The 21,694-nt window shown below is 34.8% G+C and carries 26 protein-coding genes; 17 read left to right on the top strand and 9 right to left on the bottom strand.

The window, feature by feature from the left end; all coding sequences use genetic code 11:
* The 6 genes from BOQ64_RS08010 (at position 1) to BOQ64_RS08035 (ending at position 5,346) form a co-directional block, all read left to right on the top strand.
* Positions 1 to 777, top strand: a complete 777-nt coding sequence (locus BOQ64_RS08010) for a hypothetical protein (protein WP_129054828.1) — start codon at positions 1 to 3, stop codon at positions 775 to 777.
* 133 nt (positions 778 to 910) lie between these two features.
* A complete protein-coding gene (locus BOQ64_RS08015; protein ID WP_129054830.1) occupies positions 911 to 2,086 on the top strand; it encodes an aspartate aminotransferase family protein in 1,176 nt (391 codons plus the stop codon).
* 66 nt (positions 2,087 to 2,152) lie between these two features.
* Positions 2,153 to 3,226 (top strand): hypothetical protein, encoded by a 1,074-nt coding sequence (locus BOQ64_RS08020; protein WP_129054832.1) that lies wholly within the window; start codon positions 2,153 to 2,155, stop codon positions 3,224 to 3,226.
* Positions 3,227 to 3,283: 57 nt separating this feature from the next.
* Positions 3,284 to 3,850 (top strand): hypothetical protein, encoded by a 567-nt coding sequence (locus BOQ64_RS08025; protein ID WP_129054834.1) that lies wholly within the window; start codon positions 3,284 to 3,286, stop codon positions 3,848 to 3,850.
* Positions 3,851 to 4,066: 216 nt separating this feature from the next.
* A complete protein-coding gene (locus tag BOQ64_RS08030) occupies positions 4,067 to 4,453 on the top strand; it encodes an START-like domain-containing protein (protein ID WP_034696870.1) in 387 nt (128 codons plus the stop codon).
* 77 nt (positions 4,454 to 4,530) lie between these two features.
* The gene (locus BOQ64_RS08035; RefSeq protein WP_129054837.1) at positions 4,531 to 5,346 is read left to right on the top strand and encodes an aminotransferase class IV; all 816 of its coding nucleotides are present in this window, start codon (positions 4,531 to 4,533) and stop codon (positions 5,344 to 5,346) included.
* 81 nt (positions 5,347 to 5,427) lie between these two features.
* Here the strand turns inward: BOQ64_RS08035 and BOQ64_RS08040 are convergent, their stop codons facing one another.
* Entirely contained in the window at positions 5,428 to 6,012 is a 585-nt protein-coding gene (locus tag BOQ64_RS08040) for an N-acetylmuramoyl-L-alanine amidase (RefSeq protein ID WP_129054839.1), read from the bottom strand.
* A gap of 103 nt (positions 6,013 to 6,115) precedes the next feature.
* The gene (locus BOQ64_RS08045) at positions 6,116 to 6,667 is read right to left on the bottom strand and encodes a YqgE/AlgH family protein (protein WP_129054841.1); all 552 of its coding nucleotides are present in this window, start codon (positions 6,665 to 6,667) and stop codon (positions 6,116 to 6,118) included.
* Between the two features lie 24 nt (positions 6,668 to 6,691).
* On the opposite strand from BOQ64_RS08045, the gene pdxH reads away from it, so the two are divergent.
* Positions 6,692 to 7,333 carry a pyridoxamine 5'-phosphate oxidase gene (pdxH, locus tag BOQ64_RS08050; RefSeq protein WP_129054843.1) on the top strand — a complete coding sequence of 214 codons (642 nt, stop codon included), beginning with the start codon at positions 6,692 to 6,694 and terminating at the stop codon, positions 7,331 to 7,333.
* A gap of 332 nt (positions 7,334 to 7,665) precedes the next feature.
* Here pdxH and BOQ64_RS08055 read toward each other — a convergent pair whose 3' ends face one another.
* Positions 7,666 to 7,956, bottom strand: a complete 291-nt coding sequence (locus tag BOQ64_RS08055) for an HU family DNA-binding protein (protein WP_027379880.1) — start codon at positions 7,954 to 7,956, stop codon at positions 7,666 to 7,668.
* A gap of 399 nt (positions 7,957 to 8,355) precedes the next feature.
* Between BOQ64_RS08055 and panD the strand changes: the two genes are divergently transcribed.
* From panD to BOQ64_RS08095, 8 genes are all read left to right on the top strand, one after another.
* A complete protein-coding gene (panD, locus tag BOQ64_RS08060) occupies positions 8,356 to 8,706 on the top strand; it encodes an aspartate 1-decarboxylase (protein WP_029294648.1) in 351 nt (116 codons plus the stop codon).
* Positions 8,707 to 8,709: 3 nt separating this feature from the next.
* Positions 8,710 to 9,732, top strand: coding sequence for a lysylphosphatidylglycerol synthase transmembrane domain-containing protein (locus BOQ64_RS08065; RefSeq protein ID WP_129054845.1), 1,023 nt, complete (start codon positions 8,710 to 8,712; stop codon positions 9,730 to 9,732).
* A gap of 184 nt (positions 9,733 to 9,916) precedes the next feature.
* Positions 9,917 to 10,492 (top strand): TerD family protein, encoded by a 576-nt coding sequence (locus BOQ64_RS08070; RefSeq protein WP_129054846.1) that lies wholly within the window; start codon positions 9,917 to 9,919, stop codon positions 10,490 to 10,492.
* Between the two features lie 33 nt (positions 10,493 to 10,525).
* The gene (locus BOQ64_RS08075; RefSeq protein ID WP_129054848.1) at positions 10,526 to 11,200 is read left to right on the top strand and encodes a TerD family protein; all 675 of its coding nucleotides are present in this window, start codon (positions 10,526 to 10,528) and stop codon (positions 11,198 to 11,200) included.
* An 82-nt stretch (positions 11,201 to 11,282) separates the two neighbouring features.
* Complete coding sequence (locus BOQ64_RS08080; RefSeq protein ID WP_129054850.1) at positions 11,283 to 11,921, top strand: vWA domain-containing protein; 639 nt, start codon at positions 11,283 to 11,285, stop codon at positions 11,919 to 11,921.
* 18 nt (positions 11,922 to 11,939) lie between these two features.
* Positions 11,940 to 12,983 (top strand): TerY-C metal binding domain-containing protein, encoded by a 1,044-nt coding sequence (locus BOQ64_RS08085; protein WP_129054852.1) that lies wholly within the window; start codon positions 11,940 to 11,942, stop codon positions 12,981 to 12,983.
* 12 nt (positions 12,984 to 12,995) lie between these two features.
* Entirely contained in the window at positions 12,996 to 14,261 is a 1,266-nt protein-coding gene (locus BOQ64_RS08090; protein WP_129054854.1) for a PP2C family serine/threonine-protein phosphatase, read from the top strand.
* Positions 14,262 to 14,267: 6 nt separating this feature from the next.
* Positions 14,268 to 15,779 carry a helix-hairpin-helix domain-containing protein gene (locus BOQ64_RS08095; protein ID WP_129059679.1) on the top strand — a complete coding sequence of 504 codons (1,512 nt, stop codon included), beginning with the start codon at positions 14,268 to 14,270 and terminating at the stop codon, positions 15,777 to 15,779.
* A 291-nt stretch (positions 15,780 to 16,070) separates the two neighbouring features.
* On the opposite strand, the gene BOQ64_RS08100 is transcribed toward BOQ64_RS08095, so the two are convergent.
* From BOQ64_RS08100 to BOQ64_RS08125, 6 genes are all read right to left on the bottom strand, one after another.
* Positions 16,071 to 16,511: a GNAT family N-acetyltransferase gene (locus BOQ64_RS08100; RefSeq protein ID WP_129054856.1), complete on the bottom strand. Its 441-nt coding sequence runs from the start codon at positions 16,509 to 16,511 to the stop codon at positions 16,071 to 16,073.
* Between the two features lie 53 nt (positions 16,512 to 16,564).
* A complete protein-coding gene (locus tag BOQ64_RS08105) occupies positions 16,565 to 17,335 on the bottom strand; it encodes a hypothetical protein (protein ID WP_129054858.1) in 771 nt (256 codons plus the stop codon).
* A gap of 45 nt (positions 17,336 to 17,380) precedes the next feature.
* On the bottom strand, positions 17,381 to 17,929 hold the full coding sequence (locus tag BOQ64_RS08110) for a hypothetical protein (protein WP_129054860.1): 549 nt from the start codon (positions 17,927 to 17,929) through the stop codon (positions 17,381 to 17,383).
* A 143-nt stretch (positions 17,930 to 18,072) separates the two neighbouring features.
* Positions 18,073 to 19,272 (bottom strand): tyrosine--tRNA ligase, encoded by a 1,200-nt coding sequence (gene tyrS / locus BOQ64_RS08115; protein ID WP_129054862.1) that lies wholly within the window; start codon positions 19,270 to 19,272, stop codon positions 18,073 to 18,075.
* A gap of 383 nt (positions 19,273 to 19,655) precedes the next feature.
* Positions 19,656 to 20,150, bottom strand: a complete 495-nt coding sequence (locus tag BOQ64_RS08120; protein ID WP_129054864.1) for a GNAT family N-acetyltransferase — start codon at positions 20,148 to 20,150, stop codon at positions 19,656 to 19,658.
* Positions 20,128 to 20,748, bottom strand: a complete 621-nt coding sequence (locus BOQ64_RS08125) for a TetR/AcrR family transcriptional regulator (protein ID WP_129054866.1) — start codon at positions 20,746 to 20,748, stop codon at positions 20,128 to 20,130. Before BOQ64_RS08125 ends, BOQ64_RS08120 begins: the two co-directional genes overlap by 23 nt.
* 102 nt (positions 20,749 to 20,850) lie before the next feature.
* Between BOQ64_RS08125 and BOQ64_RS24495 the strand changes: the two genes are divergently transcribed.
* Both BOQ64_RS24495 and BOQ64_RS08130 read left to right on the top strand, forming a co-directional pair.
* Positions 20,851 to 20,985, top strand: coding sequence for a hypothetical protein (locus BOQ64_RS24495; RefSeq protein ID WP_262708743.1), 135 nt, complete (start codon positions 20,851 to 20,853; stop codon positions 20,983 to 20,985).
* Positions 20,985 to 21,347 (top strand): hypothetical protein, encoded by a 363-nt coding sequence (locus tag BOQ64_RS08130; RefSeq protein WP_129054868.1) that lies wholly within the window; start codon positions 20,985 to 20,987, stop codon positions 21,345 to 21,347. Before BOQ64_RS24495 ends, BOQ64_RS08130 begins: the two co-directional genes overlap by 1 nt.
* Positions 21,348 to 21,694: the final 347 nt, after the last annotated feature.

Genomic DNA, 21,694 nt, shown 5'->3' on the forward strand with positions numbered 1-21,694 from the left:
ATGAAAAAATATATATTCGGACTGTCTTTATTGGCGATCAATATGTACAGTGCACAGGTGAATTTCACCAGTATCTCTAATCCGGACTCTAACGCCAGCGGAAATGATAAGGTAATGATGTATATTACCAATACCAACGAAGCAACTGGGGTGAAAGGATTTGGTCTTCCGGCAGTGAACGCTGTAGTAGATCTTCCTTATACAGGAGCAAGTGCTCCCGTAACCAGGATAGAAGAATTGAGAGGGATGCTTTTGTTTGTTAAAAGCACGGGTGAGGTAATGGTTTTTGATGGTCTGGTATGGAGTAAGGCTTTTGAAATAGAATCAGATAATATCTCAAGGTTCCGGTTGAATGCTGTGTCAACAACGGATGGGACTGCTTTTCTACCCATTAATAACACCATTGATAAACCCAATTTCCTTGCTGATCCGTTAAAACTGAAAACAAATGTCCCTACTACAGGAGCTGATCTTAACAGGTTGTATATCAGGCAGACCGGGCTGTATAGGGTTAATGTAAATCTTAATTTTACAGGTCCTGCAGGATCATTTAGCAACAGATTAGGAGCCAGTTTATACCTGAATGATGTGAAAAGATTTCAATTGTTGGAAGATACTGTTAACTTTGATGGAACCAACAGAAAGATCAGTTTAGATATTTCAGTATATGCGGTTCAGGGACAGTATATTACACTGGAGTCTATTACAGAAGTAAGTGGTACAACCAATTATACAGTTACCAATGACAGCTATGTAACGGTAGAAAAAGTATTATAACTCTAAACGAATCTTAATATTTCAATGAATATCACTCTTAAACTTTTAAGGGTGATATTTTTATTCCATATCAATAATTTCGGCATTTGCTGAATCTTTTATAGCTTTGCTGAAATTTTTTGAGACAATGGAAATGCACAAAGATTTTTTTATATATCAAGCACAAACCACCAAATTTGCGGCAGGTTTTGAAGTTGAAAAAGCAGAAGGAAACTATATTTACGGTACAGATGGTAGAAAATATCTTGATTTTGTAGCAGGTGTTTCTGCCAATACATTAGGACATTCACACCCAAAAGTAGTGAATGCTATCAAGGAACAGGCAGATAAGTATCTTCACGTAATGGTGTACGGAGAATATGCTCAGGAAAAGCCAATTGCATTATGTAAGTTGCTTGCAGAAGCTACTCCGGAACCTTTGGAAGTGACTTATCTTGTAAATAGTGGTGCAGAAGCCATTGACGGAAGTTTAAAGCTTGCTAAAAGATATACAGGAAGAGAAGAAATTATTTCCTTTAAAAATTCTTATCACGGGAATACTCATGGTGCATTAAGTGTGTCAGGAAATGAAAATCATAAAAGAGAATTCCGTCCGTTACTACCTATGGTTAGTTTTATCGAATTCAATAATGAAAATGAATTTGAGAAGATTACAGAAAAAACAGCCTGTGTTATTCTGGAAACCATTCAGGGTGCAGCTGGATTTCTGGTTCCGAATGATGATTATCTGATTAAGCTGAAAAAAAGATGTGAAGAAGTAGGAGCGCTTTTAATTCTTGATGAAATTCAACCCGGATTTGGAAGAACAGGAAAACTATTCTCATTTGAACATTTTGGTATCGTTCCCGATATCCTTGTTATGGGAAAAGGAATGGGTGGTGGAGTTCCGGTAGGAGCTTTTATGAGTTCAAGAAAAATTATGGAAACATTATCGCATTCTCCAAAACTGGGACATGTTACTACTTTTGGAGGAAATCCACTAATTGCTGCAGCCAGTTATGCTACTTTGAAAGAAGTATTGGAAAGTGGTTTAATGGATGAAATTGAAGAAAAAGAAAAACTGTTCAGAGAACTTCTGGTACATCCAAAGATTAAAAATATAAATGGTAAAGGGTTAATGCTTGCAGTAAACCTTGGAGAACCGGAATATACCTTACATGTAGCTAAAAGATGTATGGAAAACGGGCTTATTGTTTTCTGGCAATTGTATAGAAATGAATATTTGAGAATCTCCCCACCGCTTACATTATCTCTTGATGAAATCAGAAAAGGCTGTGAAATTATTTTACAGATTCTAGACGAGGAATAAGCAATTTTTTATAAAGTTTTGAATAAATAAAAAAAATATATACTTTCGCAGCGTAAAAAAATAACCATGAAAAAAATTATTTTATTCACTGGGATAGGACTTGCTACTATCCTGGGGATTCAAGCCTGCGGAAGTTCAGATGATTCTATTACTGAAAATCGTACCACAACAGTAGCACAGGACAAGGAGAATATCAAAAAAACAATCAATAGTTTCTATGATAAACTGAATGTATTGGATGATGGTGATCTGTCAAAATATATTTTATACACCATGTTCAACAATACTGCACAAGAGTATGATGATAGCTATTTAAATAATGTTATCGAAAGTTTTGAAACCCAATTTGGAGAGGTTCTGATCAATAATAAACTACAGTTTGCAACTAAATTGGGAGTTTATACCTATAATAATACTACAGGACAATGGGCTAAGACGGGAAACTCTACGGGTATTGTTCTTAAATTCCCATCGGTTAAAAATCAGGCAGCTGTTGACGGAGAATTAGCACTTACCTCTTATTCTGATATTCAGACAAGCTATAATTCAGAAACCATTTGGCTTCCTAAAACTTTTGATCTTACATTAAAGAGAAATGATAATACAATCTTTAGTATGAATTTATCAAATGTTACGTTTGATAACAGTACTAATTTCAGTATGCCAATCAGTGCCAATATCAAAATATTTGCTTCCCCTTGGACGCAGACTATTGTATGGCAGAGAAATTCAAGCAAAGAATTTCAGTTCAAATATAATGCTGCTACTCCTCAAGGTGCAAACAGTGAGGTAATTGCAAATGTTACATTAAAACATACTGATTATGCTAATATTTCATCCAAGGACGATTTTAAAGCAGTTTCAGTATCTGTAACGGAAGGGAACCTTAAAATTACGGGTAGTATGAATTTAGAAGCATTGGCAGCTATTAATGATCCTACAGACAGCCAGATCAACGCAAACTCTAAGGCTCAGGTATATTATTCCGGACAAAAAGTTGGAGAGATCATCTATAAAACAGTAAATGGACAAGGAGAATTCTTTATTGTTTATGCCGATGGAACCACTGAAAATACAGATGTATATATTGGAGATTTTGAACAGAAGATCAAAGCTATATTCGCAAACTATATCAAATAATATCACAAAAAAAGATACACATCTCAAAGACTTATAAATCTTTGAGATGTTTTTATTATGAAACGTACTATTCCCGCATTTTTCTTTCTTTTCTTTTCGTTCCTGTGCTTAGCCCAGACCCAGAAAGATACTTTATTTACAATTCCCAAACATCAGATAGGTATTGGGATTAACAAGTTTATTAAATCCATTTTTGCATCCGATGATAATGCAATGGTTATTAATTATCGGTATTCACCACAGGGTAAATGGTCCTACAGAACTGGGTTTGATTATAAAAAAGATGGTAGTGAAGGAGGTTTTACACAGTTTGCTATGAAACTTGGGGTAGACAGAAACCTTAAAAGATACCGAAACTGGAACTTCTATTATGGTGTCGATGCTTTTATGAGATATTCTAATTACAAGAATATTAATAAACCCCAGTATGATAATGGAATAGGAGCTTTCATTGGAGTACAGTATTTCATTTCTCCGCATTTTTCTATTTCTACGGAGCCGATGTTTTATTACAAATACATTTATATAGTAGATCGCGACACCTTTCAGAAGGATAAAAAGACAGGATGGAGTGAAACTGGATTCGGAAAAATAGGCTTTGTTGAATTAAATTTCCACTTTTAAAAGAACTAAGATTGTTTCAGACAGTCAATGTAAATCTTTCCGTAATGGAGAGATTTTTTTTATGCTTTACATGGAAGTTTTAAAGCTTAATACTTAACATAATACATATTTATAATCTCTGATAAATATCATGCAGATTCTTTAAAAAAGTAACTGCAATTTTGTGTAATAAAAAAATTAATTTATATATTGCGGGACGATAAAAACAAAGATTATATGGCGAAACATAAAGTCCATTACGAATTTCCAATGCATTGTTTATCAGAGATTTTATATGAATATCTGGCTACTGCAGAGGGGTTGTCTGAATGGTTTGCGGATGAGGTTACAGAGAAAGGCGATGATTTCTTTTTTAGCTGGGGTGGAGGCCCTGCAGAAAAGGCCACTTTGATCAGATATAAGCCTGAAGGTTTCGTGCGTTTTAGATGGGAAGAAGATGAGGGAACTAAAAACTTCTTTGAAATGACTATCACCATAGATGATATTACAGAAGATCTGGCACTGAATATTACAGATTTCTGTGAAGAAGGTGATGAAGAAGAAAACGCAATGTATTGGGAGAATCTTATTGAGAACCTCAGAATAAAATTAGGTGCTGCATAATGCAGGACTGTATCAAATGATAAAACTGATGAACGATTTATCGTTCATTATTTTTTGTAAATAAATCACATCGAAAATTGGAAAATCAATATTTTACGTCAGACGAATTGAATATAAAGAACAGAGCCTTTCTTTGGGGCGATGCAGTGAAGGTTTCTTTCTTTGTAAGAGACGGCAGATTGATCATGGATGAAGAATGCTATTTCTTCCTGATGGCTTCCATGAGAAAGATGAGAATGAATATTCCCTTAACCTATACACTGGAGTTTTTCCAGTTACTGTTCCAGAAAGAGGTTATAGATGGGAAAGGAATCCAGAATGGAATTATCAATTTCCAGGTATTTAGAAACCAGGATGCCCTAACATTGGCAAAATCCTCAATTTCCTACTTTTATGAAGTTGAAGTAAAAGATGATGTACTGGCAGTTCATCAGAGACCTCTGGATATGGATCTGATCAAGGAAATCAATGTAAATAATAATCTCTTAAGTAATATCAGAGTACATTGTCCTGAAAATATCTACGGAGGAATTTACGCCCAGGAAAATGATCTTGATGATGTTATCCTTTTAAATCCTAATAAAAGAATTGCCCGTACTACTTCCGGTAACCTTTTATTTATGGAAGGAAATGTGATTAAAGTTCCAAAACAGACCGAAGGAGCTTACATATCTCCTTTAATGGAAAACTTTGTTACTTTTTTACATAAAAATAACCTGGCAGATATCCAGGAACACGAGATTATTGCATTTGAATCTCAGAAAGCAGAAGAAATTTTAATGATTTCTGATGAGAAAGGCATATTTTCTGTAGGTAAAATAAGAAATAAAACCTTTGAAACTTCCCGATTTACAGAATTGGTAGAAAGCTGGAAAAAGAGTTTTAACTCATAAATTGACAAACCCGGTAAACAACAAAGTTACAAAGTCCTTTACCGGGTTTTATTCTGAGTAAATCAGAAATTGTTTCTTTATTTAATTTTCGTTGATAATGTCAACGAATTTCTGTGCGATTTCCTTTTGTCCGTTTTCACTGGTAATATAAGCTCTGTCTGAAGAATTATTGAGGAATCCCAATTCAACCAATACAGCAGGTGCTTTTGTTTCTCTTAGCATATGAAGATTATTGCGTTCTTCAATTTTACGGACTTTGAATTTTTTATAGATTTTTCCTGCCAGTTTTTTTGAATCTTCAGAGTTCTGAACATATACTTCAGTACCCCGCATAGAGGTCTCTTGCTGAAGAGAGGTGTTAACATGAAGTGAGATGACCATTTCAGGGTTCAGTTTGTTGATTTGGCTGGTTCTCTCGGAAAGGCTGGGATAAGTGTCTTCGCTTCTAATTAAAACTACTTCATATTGATCCTGATTTTCATTAAGTTTCTGTATTTCTCTGGCAATACTTAATGTAATATCTTTTTCATTAAAATTACCATATACGGCACCATGATCATTGCCACCATGACCAGCGTCTATGACAATATATTTCTTGTTAAGAGGAGTAAAGGATAAAAAAGCAGTCGAAAAGATTGATAAAGCAAGTAATGTAATACCTTTCATTTCAGTGATTTTGGTTTTTCAAAGAACGGAAAAACTTTCTTTAAAATTGGTTAACAAAATCCTAAAATTTGTTAATTATTTTGCTTATCTGGAAAGGATATCGCTAGTTTAATGAAATATCTTCAGGAGAATTGGCCCAAAGTAGGAATTCACCACCAAGGTTCTGCATGATAGATTTCCATAAAGTCTGATCATTCGGAAGAGTGTAATCAAGATTATAAACATCCACTACCGTCCACATCTTTCTCTGAACCTCGCTGTCTAGTTGATTAGGAGCCCATCCGGAATATCCGGAAAAGATTTTTACATTGTGAATATCCAGTTCATTCGCTAATACAGCATTGATGATACGCTCAATATCTTCGGTAAGGTAATATTCATCAGTAATATCTGTATAAACCTCAGTTACTTTTTCATCACCTTTTACAATGAAAAATACCTTGTCATTTTCCACAGGCCCACCATCATACACCTCAATTTTAAAATCAAAGAAATCTTTGAATTTACTGCTCATCTGACTGTTTTTTTTATTCAGTATCAAACCAAAAGCACCGCTTTCGTTATGTTCAATAACCAATACTACCGATCTGGAAAAAATATCGCCGGAAATGTCAGGTGTCGAGATTAATATTTTACCTTTGTATGAGTGATTCATACTCAAATTTAATAAAAAATATTTATGGAAAACCTGCACGACAAAAGAAAAGTGTATGATAAATCCCAACTTATTGAAAGTGAGATAAAACAAAATCCAATTGAGCAGTTTAGAGACTGGTTTTTGGATGCCAGTGAGAGTTCTGAGGTCTCAGAATCCAATGCTATGGCGGTTTCTACAGTAGAAGAAGATGGTTGTCCGAGAACAAGGATGGTTTTACTGAAGGCGTATACTCACGAAGGGTTTATTTTTTATACCAATTACAACAGCCGAAAAGGAAAAGCAATAGAGAATAACCATAAAGCCTGTCTGCACTTTTTCTGGCCTAATCTGGAGAGGCAGATCATCATCAAAGCCAACCTTGAAAAAGTAGCCGAGAATCTGAGTGACGGTTATTTTCACTCAAGACCTAAGGGAAGTCAGTTAGGCGCTGTAGTTTCTCCACAGAGCCAGGAAATACCAAGCCGTGAGTTTCTGGAAGAGAAATTAAAAGAGTTGGAAAAAGAATACGAAAATACAGAGATTCCAAGACCTGCTCATTGGGGAGGGTATCTTGCAAGACCTTATGAAATTGAATTCTGGCAGGGAAGACCTAACCGTCTTCATGATAGAATTATATATCAGTTAGACGATCTGGATTGGAAGATCTCTCGATTGGCTCCATAGAAAGGATATAAAAGGTATTTCAGAATCCTTTGATAAATTGAGCATAAAGTATTTAAAACATCAATAGAAGCGGGCTTTAGCCCGCTTATTTATTTTATATCCATCCGGCTTTAGCCAAAACTTAATAATCATGATCTCTTTACTCACCTTAATGGTTTTATATAAATATTTTTCCTTCTTCTGAACCTTCAGCAATATTCTAAACACTGAATGGTTTATATTGTGTTGGCAATTTCAAATCCATAATTAATAATCAATTCAATATCAGTAATTACAGGGCATAAAAAAGACCGCTTCAAAGAAACGGTCTTGAATTTTCGTAATCTGAATGATTATTTTTTCTTAGCACCAGAAACTGCATTTGATAAATCAGCTCCAGCCTTGAATTTAGCAACTTTTTTAGCAGCAATTTTAATTGGTTTTTTAGTTGCAGGGTTGATCCCTTGTCTAGCTGCTCTCTCAGCTACTGAGAAAGTACCGAAACCTACTAAAGAAACTTTTCCGTCTTTTTTCTTTAAAGTAGAAGTTACGTTACCAATGAAAGATTCTAAAGCAGCCTTTGCTGCAACTTTAGTGATACCTGCATCTTTTGCGATTGCGTCGATTAATTCAGACTTGTTCATAATTTTTAATATTAAAGTTAGTTCGTAATTATAGCAAATATAATACTATTTTCTAATTGTGCAATTTTTTTATAAAAACTTATACAATTTTTTTACTTTTCAGTGAAAACAGTTAAAATATGATAATTCGTATTTTAACGAAAAATCTACGTTACGGGTTACTAAAATCATGCCAAATGCTTATGTTTATTGACTTTAGCAAAAAGTTAATATTATTTCCTGTATTTATTAAATCCTAAATTGTGTATAAAGTATTGATGTTTTTAAGAATATAATTATTAATAATATAAGTAATGTTCTCTTTTTTTGTGTTTTACAAAATTAAACCCCTTTGTTTATGGGAGTTTTTTAATGGTAGTGAAGGTCTGTTTTATTAATTTTTATTAATAAATTTGCAACATGTTAATAGAAGTTTTCAAGTCCAAGATTCATAGGGTAAGAGTTACAGCCTCAGACCTTAATTATATAGGAAGTATAACGATAGATGAAGATCTTATAGAAGCTGCCGGTTTGGTAGTGGGAGAAAGGGTCTATATCGTCAATGTAAATAACGGAGAACGTTTTGATACGTATGTGATCAAAGGGAAAAGAAAATCCGGAGAAGTGTGTCTGAATGGGCCTGCTGCAAGAAAGGTACAGAGAGATGATATTATCATCATTATTGCCTATGCACAGATGACGCCTGAAGAAGCAAAAGACTTCCAGCCGAAAATCGTTTTCCCGGATGAAAAAACAAACCTTCTTACGTAATTCATGGAGAAAACATCAAAAAGTCCATTAAAATCAATAATTACAATATTGATATCGCTTGCTTTTGCAGGCTTTTTTTTATGGCTTGCCCTACGTGGGCTTGATTTTAAAGTAATTCAGCAGTCACTGGCTAAAGCTAACTATCTTTGGGTATTGTTTGCCTCTGTATTTGGCCTTTTGGCGTATTGGTTCAGAGCAATTCGATGGAATCTGATGCTGGAGCCAATGGGACATCGTATTTCCAATTCCAATTCGCTTTGGTCTATTTCATTTGGTTATTTAATGAACCTTACTATTCCAAGAAGTGGTGAAGTGGCAAGAGCCACCGCTTTGTATGGTGTAGAAAAAGTTCCTGTAGATAAATCTTTTGGAACAATTATTTTGGAAAGAGTAGTGGATCTGATATGTATGCTTGGTTTCCTTGGACTGACATTATTGTTTAAATACGAAGCAATTTTGTCATTCTATGAAAATTCAGGAGTGAATATCAACCCGAATAAAATTCTACTTGTTCTTGCTGTTCTAATAGGAGGTACAGTTTTGTTTTTTGCTTTTAAAAAGAGATTGGCAAATGTTCCGTTTTTAGGTAAGATTGTGAATTTTATAGATGGTATTTTTCAGGGACTGACTACTATCTTCAAGTTAAAACAAAAAGGGAAGTTCATATTATATACATTGGGAATCTGGATTTCCTATTATTTTGCAGCGTATCTGGTATGTTTTGCACTTCCTGAAACTTCAGCATTTACTTTCGCCGACGGGTTCTTCATTATTGTTGTGGGAACAATGGGAATGATAATTCCGGCGAGTGGAGGAATCGGGGCGTATAATCTGGCAATGAAATATGGTTTTATGGCTCTTTTTATCTCGGTGGGGAAAAGTGCTGAGCTTGGTGGTGAAATGGGGCTCACCTATTCTTTTATTTCTTTGCCGCTTCAGATTGTCATTATGTTGGTAATGGGGCTTATTTCTATTCCAATGTTGGCCAAAGCAAGAAACGAAGTCGCTGCTAAGAAAGAGTTTTAAAAAATAAATCAACAATTATAACGTATAAAGGTCCAGTTTTTTAATTGGACCTTTTTGTTGTCTTTCATTTAACCTGAAAATTAGACTTAATTGCTTTATATCCATTATTTTTGGTAAATAAATTTGGTCAGCTCGTAAATCAAATCTATCTTAATGCAAAAAATAATTCATAACATAAAATACTATGGCAATTAATCTACAGAAAGGACAAAAGATCGAGATCGGATTGACTAAAATGACGATAGGACTTGGTTGGGATCCTAATGAAGGGACAGGCTACGACTTTGATCTTGATGCTTCAGCAATTATGATCGATTCTGACAGAAAATTAGTAAGCGAGGAATATTTTGTTTTTTATAATAACCTGAATTCACCAGATGGAGCACTTACCCACACCGGAGATGATCCAAGCGGTAAGAACAGTGATGGAGATGATGATGAAGCTATTATTATTGATTTGGATAAAGTGGATTCAAGAGTAGAAGAAATTCTTTTTGTAGTCACTATTGAAGATTTTGAAAGAAGAAAGCAGAATTTCGGACAGGTGAGAAACTCTTATATCAGAGTGGTAGACAACAGTACCAACCAGGAGATTGCAAAATACGAGTTGGATGAAGATTTTTCTATTGAAACAGGAGTTGAATTCGGAAGACTGTATAAAAGAAACGGAAGCTGGAAGTTTGAAGCTTCAGGAATAGGATACAGAGCTGATCTTGGTTTCTTCCTTGAAAAATATTATAAAGGACAAATCATCAAATAAACAGTAAATAAACTAATACACAAAATAATAGCTATGGCAATTAATTTACAGAAAGGTCAAACGATTGATTTAAGAAAGAACGACCGTGGAGAAAGTGTTTATGACCTTTCAAAAGTAACGATCGGATTAGGATGGGATGTAAGAAAACAAGGTGGTTTCTTTGGAAAATTATTTAATAAGGAAGCAGAATATGATCTTGATGCAGTAGCATTTCTTTTAGATGGTAATGGAAAGGTTGCCAATCTTGGAAGAACAGTTCAAACGAATGACGGAAGACAGATGGGGCTGTATCAGGGAGATGTGGTTTTCTTCAATTCTATGCAGCATCCAAGCGGAAATGTATGGTTAACGGGGGATAACAGAACGGGAGCCGGAGATGGAGATGATGAACAGATTATTGTAAAGCTGGATCAATTGGATCAAAGCTACCAGAAAATTGTTTTCCTTGTGACCATTTATCAAGGAAGAAGCAATAATCAGCATTTCGGAATGATTGATAATGCATTTATCCGTGCGGTAGATGCTTCAGGTAAAGAAATTACAAAGTACAGCCTTTCCGGAGATTCAAGTATGAACGGAATGTGTGCAATGGTTTTTGCTGAGGCATACCGTCATAATGGAGACTGGAAGTTCCGTGCTGTGGGAGAACCTCACAATACAGATAACTTTATTGATATCCTGAGACAGCAGTATTCCTATTCCAACTAGATTTTAGAATTCTATTCAACATAAAAGCCGGCTGGGAAGTCTTCGACTTCCTCCGCCGGCTTCAGAATTAATAACCGCCCTTATGAACAGAAGATTATTAGCCTATTTTTTACTGGATACTTCCGGCTCTATGAACGGGGAGCCTATCCAGGCACTGAACAACGGATTCAACGGGCTTATCAGTATGCTTCGTGCAGATCCACAAGCGATGGATAGCCTTCATTTAAGTGTCATTACCTTCGATAGAGAAGTCAAAAATATCATTCCATTAACAGCTCTTGCCCATTTTTATCCTATGGAAATTACCTGTCCGGATAGTGGGCCTACGCATACGGGAGCAGCCCTTGAAATGGTGGCTGATCTTGTTCAGAAAGACCTTGTAAAGGGTTCTGCTGATGAAAAAGGAGACTGGCAGCCATTACTTTTTATATTTACAGACGGAAAACCTTCTGATATTCAGAAATACAGACAGATGATCCCTGTACTTAGAGGTCTTGAGTTTGGAGCTATTGTAGGCTGTGCAGCAGGACCTAAGGCTGATGAACAGTTTCTTAAGGAACTTACAGATCATGTTGTAAAGCTGGACACTACAGATGCTATCACGCTCTCTTCTTTTTTCAGATGGGTGAGTTCTTCCATTACACAGGGTGGGCATTCACAGAATACAACAGATCACGTAACATTGCCTCCGCCACCATCGGAGCTGAATATTATTATTTAAAAAATTGTCTTTACAGTTATGAGAAGACTGCCTATTTATTTTTTGATAGATGTCTCCGAATCTATGGTAGGAGACCCAATTGAACAGGTACAGGAAGGGATTTCTGATATCGTTCGGGAATTGAAGAAAGATCCATATTCATTGGAAACGGTTTACATTTCTGTGGTAGGCTTTGCAGGAGAGGCTGAGGTGATTACGCCGCTTCAGGATATTATCAGTTTTTATCCGCCCAAAATTCCGATTGGGAGTGGTACTTCATTGTCGCAAGGTTTGATTAAAATCATGGACTGTATAGATCGGGATGTTGTAAAAACAACATACGATAGAAAAGGCGACTGGAAGCCTATTGTTTTCCTATTTACAGACGGAGTTCCCACAGATGATGCTACCAAAGCAATCGAAAGATGGAACAGTAAATACAACGGAAAAGCCAATACCATTGCTGTTTCTATAGGGGAGAATACCAATTATAAACTTTTAGGTTCACTGGCAGATCATGTTTTATTGTTCAATAACACGGACGAAAATTCGTATAAAGAATTCTTCAAATGGGTGACAGATTCTATTAAAACAACCAGTCAAAGTGTTACTGAGGCCAAGAAAGAAGGAATCAATCTTTCTAAAATTGATTCTGTTATTCTTGAAAAAGTAGATCCACAGATGGAGCAGCGTTTTCCGGACAATAATTTTGTTGTCTTGAATGGGAAATGTTCAGAGACCGATAAACTCTATCTGATGAAATTTAAAAAAACATTTGGAGAATCCAGTATTCCGGGAATGTCTACGAGATACTATAAACTGGAAGGAGCTTATAAGATTGATGAGAAATCTTATTACAGACTGTCTTCAGCGCAAAGGAGCAATCTGAGGATTTCGATAGAAGAACTTCAGGGGGGAACATCCTGTCCGCATTGTGCAAATCCTATTGCTCTGGCAACCTGTTCATGTGGTGGAATTCATTGCCTGCAAGGGGAAGGATACAATAAATGCCCTTGGTGTGGAACTTCCGATTATTATGGATATTCCGGGGGTGGATTTGATATTAACAGAACTTTGGGTTAAATCATATAGCCTATGAAAATACCTTCATTTTATTTTGGAATTGGTAAAAAGCCTGTGGAAAAAGTTACTATTCATAAAGACAAAGAAGAATTTAAAGACGTTCACTGGGTGCTGAATCATGCTCATTCAGGAAAGTTCTATGAATTCAGTTTTGATATGGATGATTTTCCGAATATCAGTATTAAAAATATCAAAAACCTGGAAGAAACGGGACTTACGTTTGAAAATAACAGGATTTCCGGTATTCCGAAGGTTCATAATATGTATCATCTGGATATAGAATTTTTTCATACTGAGGATAAAGAAAATACGGATGTGAAAAGAGTTCAGTTATTGGTTAATATTGATCCCAAAGATTTATGGAAGAATATTCCCAGTGATAGAAATGCTGATTTTTATAAAGAAGATGAAGTTTCGTTTCAGGGAACATTTTCAGATAAAAAAATTGTTGTGGCTTCCAAAAGAGGTCGTTCTCATGCCCATGAAGGGAAATTCAGAGAAGATGATTTTGCGGTGAATAAGCTTCCTGCAGACTGGAATATTATTTCAGTTTCGGATGGAGCTGGTTCTGCTGTAATGGCAAGAGAAGGATCAAGATTGACAACAGACTCTGTTAACCGATTTTTCAGTACTTCTCAAGTATTAAATGAGATTGAAAAAGAAATCAATATTATTTACAACTCTGGAGATACAAACAAACAAGAGGAAGCTAAAGAGAATATTATAAGACGTTTGTATGAAAGTGTTTTATATGTTCATCAGACGTTGGAGAAAACGGCTTCAGAAAATAATTTATCTATTAATGATCTCCATGCGACTTTAATTTTTGCATTAATTAAAAAATTCAGTTTTGGATATGTTATTCTGAGTTTTGGGGTAGGAGACTGCCCGATCAATCTTATCAATTCCGATTTCTCCAAAGTAGAACTTTTGAACACCATGGATGTGGGAGAATTCAGCGGTGGTACCCGTTTTATTACCATGAAAGAAATATTTAATGATAAGATTGTTTCCCGTTTCCGAATAACCTGTGTGGAAAAATTTTCATATCTGGTACTTATGACAGATGGTATTTATGACCCTAAATTTCTTACTGAAAACAAGCTGGAAGATACAGAAAGCTGGAAAACTTTTTTTAATGATCTTAATGGGGATAACGATGATCTCACCAAAGTAGATTTTATTAATGATACCGAAATTGCTAAACAACTTCTCCATTGGACCGATTTCTGGAGCAGAGGAAACCATGACGACCGTACACTGGCCATAATTTATTAATTCAATATGAAAAAGACCATTAGAGTTGTTTCTGTCCTGGATACAGCCAAATCCTATGAATATGTAGATGAAAAACCCATCCAGGGTGGAGTAAAAGACGTTTACTTTTCGCCGGATAGAGACTATGTGGTAGCATTTTATAGAAAGCCATTGGATGAAGGACAGAAAGAAAGGATTATGAGAATTGTTTCTACCTATCTGCAAAGCATTCAGAACGGTAATTCTGCTGAATATTTTCTAAATGAAATATTCAGATGGCCGTATGATATCGTGGAAAAAGACAGGCTTACAGGAATTGTTGTTCCTATTTACAATCAAAAGTTTTTCTTTGCTAAAGGATATATAGGTTCAGATAATATTAAAGGTGAAGATAAAGTTGGAAAATGGTTTACCGCACCTATGTTTAGAAACTCGCAGTATCCATTAAGGTTGGATCAGTCTGAACTGGGAGATTGGTTAAGTTATTTTCAGATTGCCATTAATATCAGCCGGGGTGTAAAGAAACTTCATCAGATGGGATTAGCCCATTCAGATTTATCATACAATAATATTCTGGTAGATCCGGTAACTAAAGCGGCCTGTATTATTGATATTGACGGACTTGTTGTCCCGAAATTATTCCCGCCGGAAGTAATAGGAACAGCTGATTTTATTGCGCCCGAAGTTTTAAAAACTCAGCACCTTAACATTCAGGATCCCGGAAGGCACTTACCCAATCAAAAAACCGATTTGCATGCCCTTGGCGTTTTGATCTATATGTATCTGTTGAGAAGACATCCTCTTCGTGGCGGAAAGATCTGGGATCTGGATTCTGAAAAGGATGAAGTGATATCTATGGGTGAAAAAGCTCTGTTTGTAGAGCATCCAAATGATCCATCCAATAATGTAAGAGCAGATCATCTTAGAAAATGGGATGTTTTCTGGGGTGATCCGCAGAAGATGCCTTATACCGTAACAGGTCCATATATCGCTGATTTATTCAGAAAAACATTTATAGAAGGATTGCATGATCCCATCAGACGTCCAACCGCTAATGAATGGGAAACCGCTTTACTGAAAACAGTAGATATGATACAGCCTTGTCAGAATACAGAATGTACTGAAAAATGGTATGTTTTTGATAATACCAGTAATCCTAAATGTCCTTTCTGCGGGACTCCACATCAGGGAACGCTCCCGGTTCTGGATTTATACTTCCGGTTTGATGATGAGGTTTGGAAACCTGAAAACCACCGTTTGATGGTATATCACAATCAATATTTATTCAAATGGCATGTGTCCAGAAAAGTGATTAGAAATGAAAATCTGACGATGCAGGATAAAATGCCTGTAGGATATTTTACTTTTCATCAGGGGAAATGGGTATTGGTGAATCAGAGTTTGGCAGGGATGAAAGATATTACAGAACAGAAAGAAATTCCACCGGGATCTATGGTAGAGCTTACTGATGGAAAAAAAATACTGTTATCTGCAGAAGAAGGCGGAAGATTGATTTATGTGACAATGGCTAACCAATAGTCATTGCTGTAATTTTGTTTTTGTTTTTTTGAATGTTGGAAAACGCGAAGACACAAAGGTTTTTGTATACTTTATGTTTTAAGGCACAAAGATTGTATCTCCGATAAAATTGAATTATCCTTAGGTTCTTCATTTCTTTTCTGCCATTGCGAACGAAGTGAAGCAATCTCAATAACTAATTTAAGGCGTCTCGCAGATTTCATACATCATCATCTGTGGGAAAAGAATCTGCTTGATCAGCTCAATCCGCGAGATATTATATTTATACAGATTTATTCATGTTATTTACCCTTAAACCGGCGAAAACTCCATAAAATAAGAATGTTCATTTTCACCTACAATTTTAAAGCCTAAACTGGAATAAAGATGTTGTGCTTTATTGGTTTTTAAAACACTTAAAGAAGCTGTTTTTCCTGTTACAGAAGCTTCGTCAAGGATATCAGTGAGAATCATTCTGCCTAATCCTTTACCTTGTTGGCTGGGATCAATCTGAAGTTGCAGAATATCAATATTAGTATCTGTTTTATCTATTTTTAAAAGCCCGATAGGTTGATTGTCCAGAAAGATAATATAAGCTTTGTCAAACTGATAAAGAATTCGTTGAAGAGTGGTTTCCCGGTCTGTAGGAAGATTAGCTTCAGCATAATGCGGAACCATCGTTTTTGTCCTCAGATCAAGAAGATAGTCAATATCATTTTCTGTAGCTTTTTGGTAAATAAGTGGGGTTTTCATAAGGTTTTTGAATTCTAATTTCAGGCCATACTTTCCCTGTTGAGAGAAAATAACTAATAAGTATCTACTACAATAATTCTAGGATTTTTTTGAATATCAATCATTGATTTCATTGCAATGGACTGTTTTAAGAAACTGTGAGCGTGATATACAGTCTGCACAAAATCCTGTCTGTCATCAGGATAAAATACTTTTGCAAGAAATTTCATTTCCTCTTCAATAATTTCAGATAACTTTATATTTTGCAGGCTCTGTGACTGTACCGTTTGAATGATATGTTTTTCCTCTTCGGTTAATTCATCATGATAATCATAGAGTTGACTTTTAATAATTTTCTGGGTCATCAGAATGAGAAAATCATTAAAATGTAAAAAATCTTCGGTAGGGATATTTATGCTTAAATTTTTTCCCTGTATTCCACTTAAAGGAAAATAATCAACATAAGTTTCATACAGATACCCATAGGCTTTACCTGTATTGATAGTATCAAGTTCGTAGAGTTTAGTGATTCCCAAATAATCATACAGGGTTTTAAAGTATTCTTCTCTAGCTTTTACAGAATCATTAGAAAATAATGGATGTATCTGATCTTTAAAGAAATGAGTAATTTCATACAGATCATTGGGATGCATCATATTAATATCATTTTTGACACATTCCAGAATCCTATCTAAGCTGACATTATTATTCTCAACATGCTTTTCATACTCTTCAATATGATTTTTAAACGTACTGGTATAGTAGATTCGGTGCTGAAGATCCTTATAAAGGTTTCTTGCAGCTTTTGTACTATCAAACATATAGATTGTAATATTTCTTTCCATATACCGGTTTGTTATAGCATATCTGTTTGTTTTCAGCAGCTTTATTTAATCAAATGTAATATTTCTCTGTCGAAGATAGGCTTCATCAATATTCTCTTTTTCAAAATAATCTGAATGCATGGTGATTTTTATAAACTCTTCATCAGGGTAAATTCCACCTAAAAATAATTCATTCCTGATTATTTTGACCTGGATGGTAAGCGCATTAATAAGGATTTCTTCATCTTTTAAAGTTTTGATATTAAAAATAAACAGTCTCTGATAATGAGCATCTTTATATTTAATAATCAAATGAGTTTCATAAAAATATAAGAGACCATCCCGGAAAACGGGTACTCCTAATGTATTGATGGGTGGTTTCCAGGTAAATATTTTCTTTTCTTTCAGTCTGATACGAACTTCTTCTTTTCCTGCTTCATTACATTGCCACCATGCAATAATTCCATTGTTATTAATTGCTGTCTGATGTGGGGATACTGAATTTTCTGTACCTGAATGATCTGTCCAGACAATCTTTTGCTCACTGAGTTCAGTTTTAATATTATCAGTGACTAATTCTTCATCAATCAGGGTAAGAATTTCAGCCTGCGTCATTACTTTTTGTTTCTGGTGGCGAAGATATTGATTTAATTGGACTTGGAAATAAAAAATGATTTAGAATAGAAATGCCGGAAACAGTAATAAATTTATTTTTTTGTAAATATTTTACTCCTACTTCCGGCATTTAATCTTTCTACTTAGATAAGTTCAAAAAAGTTTCTTTTGCCAATCTTTATTTTGATCTCTTTTGTTAATTTGATTTCCTCATCGGGATCTGTTACTTTAACCGAATTGATTTGAACTCCACCACTTTGAATAAGCCTTCTCACCGCAGATTTGCTGAGGTCACTTTTTAACTGATGACAAAGCTCTAAAGCTGTTGTTTGCAATTGAGTATGAGCCAGAGTACTGATAGGTACAGGTTCAAAGCTTTTTTCATCAAAATTCTTATTCTGAAACTGATTATTGAAGAAGTGTTCCGCATTTTCAGCAGCTTCGTCATCATGATATTGACTGATGATATTTTTAGCAATTAGTTTTTTAATGTTCATCGGATTTTCTCCGTTTTCCATTTTTGATTTTAAACTGTTTTTTTCGTCCATTGAAAAATCAGTAGTAAGATCAATAAACTCTTCAATTAAGAGATCAGGAATAGACATGGTTTTTCCAAACATTTCGTTCGGTTCATCAGTCAGTCCAATGATGTTGTTTAGAGATTTGCTCATTTTTTCCTTTCCGTCAAGACCTTTTAACAGAGGCATACACATAACAATTTGGGCAGACATCTGATGAACTTCCTGCAACTGTCTTCCCATGGTACAGTTGAAAAGCTGATCCGTTCCACCCATTTCAATATCACATTCAATTTTTACAGAATCAAAACCCTGCAGAATAGGGTATACCAGCTCATGCATAGCAATTGGAGTATTTTCTGTAAAGCGTTTGTTAAAATCATTTCTGTGCATCAGCTGAGCCACTGTAACTTTTGATAACAGTTGGATAACCTCAGAAAAATCCAGTGTATCAAGCCAATCGGAATTAAAAACAATCTTCGTTTTTTCAACATCAATAACCTTTGAAAGCTGATTGATATAGGTTTGTGCATTATGCTGAACATCTTCAGCACTTAAAGGTTTTCTGGCCTTATTTTTTCCTGTAGGGTCACCAATTCTTGCGGTAAAACTTCCCACTACAATAATAATCTGATGCCCCAGATCCTGAAATTGCTTCAGTTTTTTGAGAACAACAGCATGTCCCAGATGCAAATCGGGAGCAGTAGGGTCAAATCCGAGTTTAATAGAAAGTACTCTGTTTTCTTCTTTAGCCTGTTTTAATTTCTCTTCCAAGCCGTTTTCCGGCAGGATAATAGAAACATTTTCTTGTAATGTATCAATCATGTTGTAATAGTTTTAAATGAAAAAAGCCCGGACAGTACTGTCCGGGCTCTATATGTTAAGTAGATTATTTAATTTAGATTACAGATATAGAAAGTCTTCCCGAACGATAGCTCGGAGTGTAATATTCACTGAAGAATGGAAGACGTAATATACTGTTTAAGTGTTTCATTGATGTTTAAATATAACAGGATTTTTCCTGAAGTTCCAAAATTTAAACCATTAAGATGTATTGAAGTGGTTATAACAAGATTTGTTTTTTTAGAAAAAACTTAACCATTTACGAATCTTAATGGTCTAAAATAATGGTTCAAAACAATTTTACTTGTCATTTCTTAAGCTAATTCTATGCCATAATCTGTTAAAAAGGCTTTATATGTTTTTTATCATGTTATCAGCTCTTTTTCCATTTTATAATTGATAAGATCTATGCCTTTTACATTTACAGTTTGCTCCTGGATAACTGTAAAGCCCATCCTTTCAAAAAATGGTTTTGCGGTTTTGCTTACATCTGCAGTTAAAACCTTTTGATTGTGAAATAAAGCTTCTTTTTCAAGCAGTTTGTATAGCTGAGAAGCAATTCCGAGGTGTTGATAATCTTTGTGAACAAACAATAGATCAATATAGTTTCCTTGATCAAGAGTACTGAAACCTACCATGTTATTTTCAGATTCTGCAATCAGAATATACTGTTCATTCATCACATTTTGCCATCTTTCATGATTCTGTGATCCGGATTTCCAGGCTTCAAGCTGATTGGGATTGTAATCCTGCTGACAGACGCTTGTAATGGTATCCTGAAAAAGAATCAGCATTTCCGGGAGATCCTGCAAGTTTCCTTTTCTGATGGCAATTATTTTATTGGATGTATTGTTGCTCATAAATTTTTTGTTGCTCTTTATTGAGTAAAGGATAGAAGAGGTTCATCTGCAGAACAGTATAATGCTGAATAGCTGATTTTTTATTCAGTTTTAAAATCAGTCTGTTGTGGGTAAGCCAGTTATCTGCCATAATGAAAATCTGTTCTGTAAGGCTATCCTTGATAAATTCAGGAACATCTTTTTTAAAAATATTATTTTGCTGAAGGTCGGAAAATATCATTTGAAATTCTTCTTTCCTGTTGAAATTGATTCCTTCATATTGGCCTTTAACTTCCGGGATTTTGTTCAGAATATCTATAAAATTGATGAAAATGAAACGGTAAGAATAAAAGATTTCACAAGTTGAAAAGGTAAAATTATAAAGATCTTCCAGGGTTTTATACTCTTTTTCCTTCATTTTATTAAGAAGTCCATCCATTTTCAGAGTGAGCTCTGCAAAAAGGATCTTAATAATATCCTCAGAATGTTTGAAGTGATAGTGTAAATTTCCTGGACTAATGGACAGTTCAGCCGCAATATGCCTCGTGGTAATATTGTTGTATCCCTTTTCATTAAAGAGCTCCAGTGCCTTGGCCAAAATTTTTTCCTTTGTGCTCATTGTTCAAAGATAGGAATAATTAATGTTGGGAATAAATCATCTTTTTAAAATTAGAACAATTGTTCTAATTTAAGTATATTTGTACTATCAAATCTTATGACAATGGAAGGAAAACAAAAGTTTGATTATGAGGCCGCCGGAAAAACTGAAAAGAAGAATGAAATCGATATTCAGGATATTATGGCAAAAGTACTTCAGGTGATTATCGGGTTTATTATGGCAGTACTGCATATGTAATGAAAAAGCAGATTTCTTATTGGTTCCTGTTAGGATTGGCAGTCTGGGCAGCTATTATCCTGTTGAGAAAGAATGGTATTTTTATTCCTCTTATCAATGACCACTTTACAGATTGTATTACCATTCCGATGTATTGTTACCTGATAGAATATATCATGAATTCATTCCTTGGGTTTTCCTGGAAGCCAGATTTCAAATTTGTACTGACTTCCGTAATATATCTGTCATTTCTTTTTGAAGTACTATGTCCAAAATTATCCCATCTTTTTACAGGAGATATTTTTGATGTATTGGCTTATTTTCTTGGCGGTATGTTGTATTACCTGTTCAGGATCAGATCATTTTCTGTTGTAAAAAAATAAACTGTCTTAAAGTTAAAATAGGACTGTGTCATTCTGAGAGAAGCGAAGAATCTCCAAAGTCAAATGATTATTGAACTCTATTTGTAGATTTTTATGACAATCTTTCATAAAAAAGACCGACAAAACCTTATTTTCAAAAGGAACTGCCGGCCTGGGTTATTGCTTTTATCCTGTTTTTTCTTTACCAGTAACAGTTCCTTCTACACTTTGTGCTAAAAAGAATGAAGAAGTACCAAGACTTAAAGGAAGAATAATTTTCCGGTTTATATTTAGCTTTTAATACAAGACAATTGTTTTCCGGTGAATATTACATCGGCTTGTGAAAAATCTTTTTATTGAGTGCTAAT

This window comes from Chryseobacterium sp. CH25 (genome assembly GCF_004119455.1).
Lineage (GTDB): Bacteria > Bacteroidota > Bacteroidia > Flavobacteriales > Weeksellaceae > Chryseobacterium.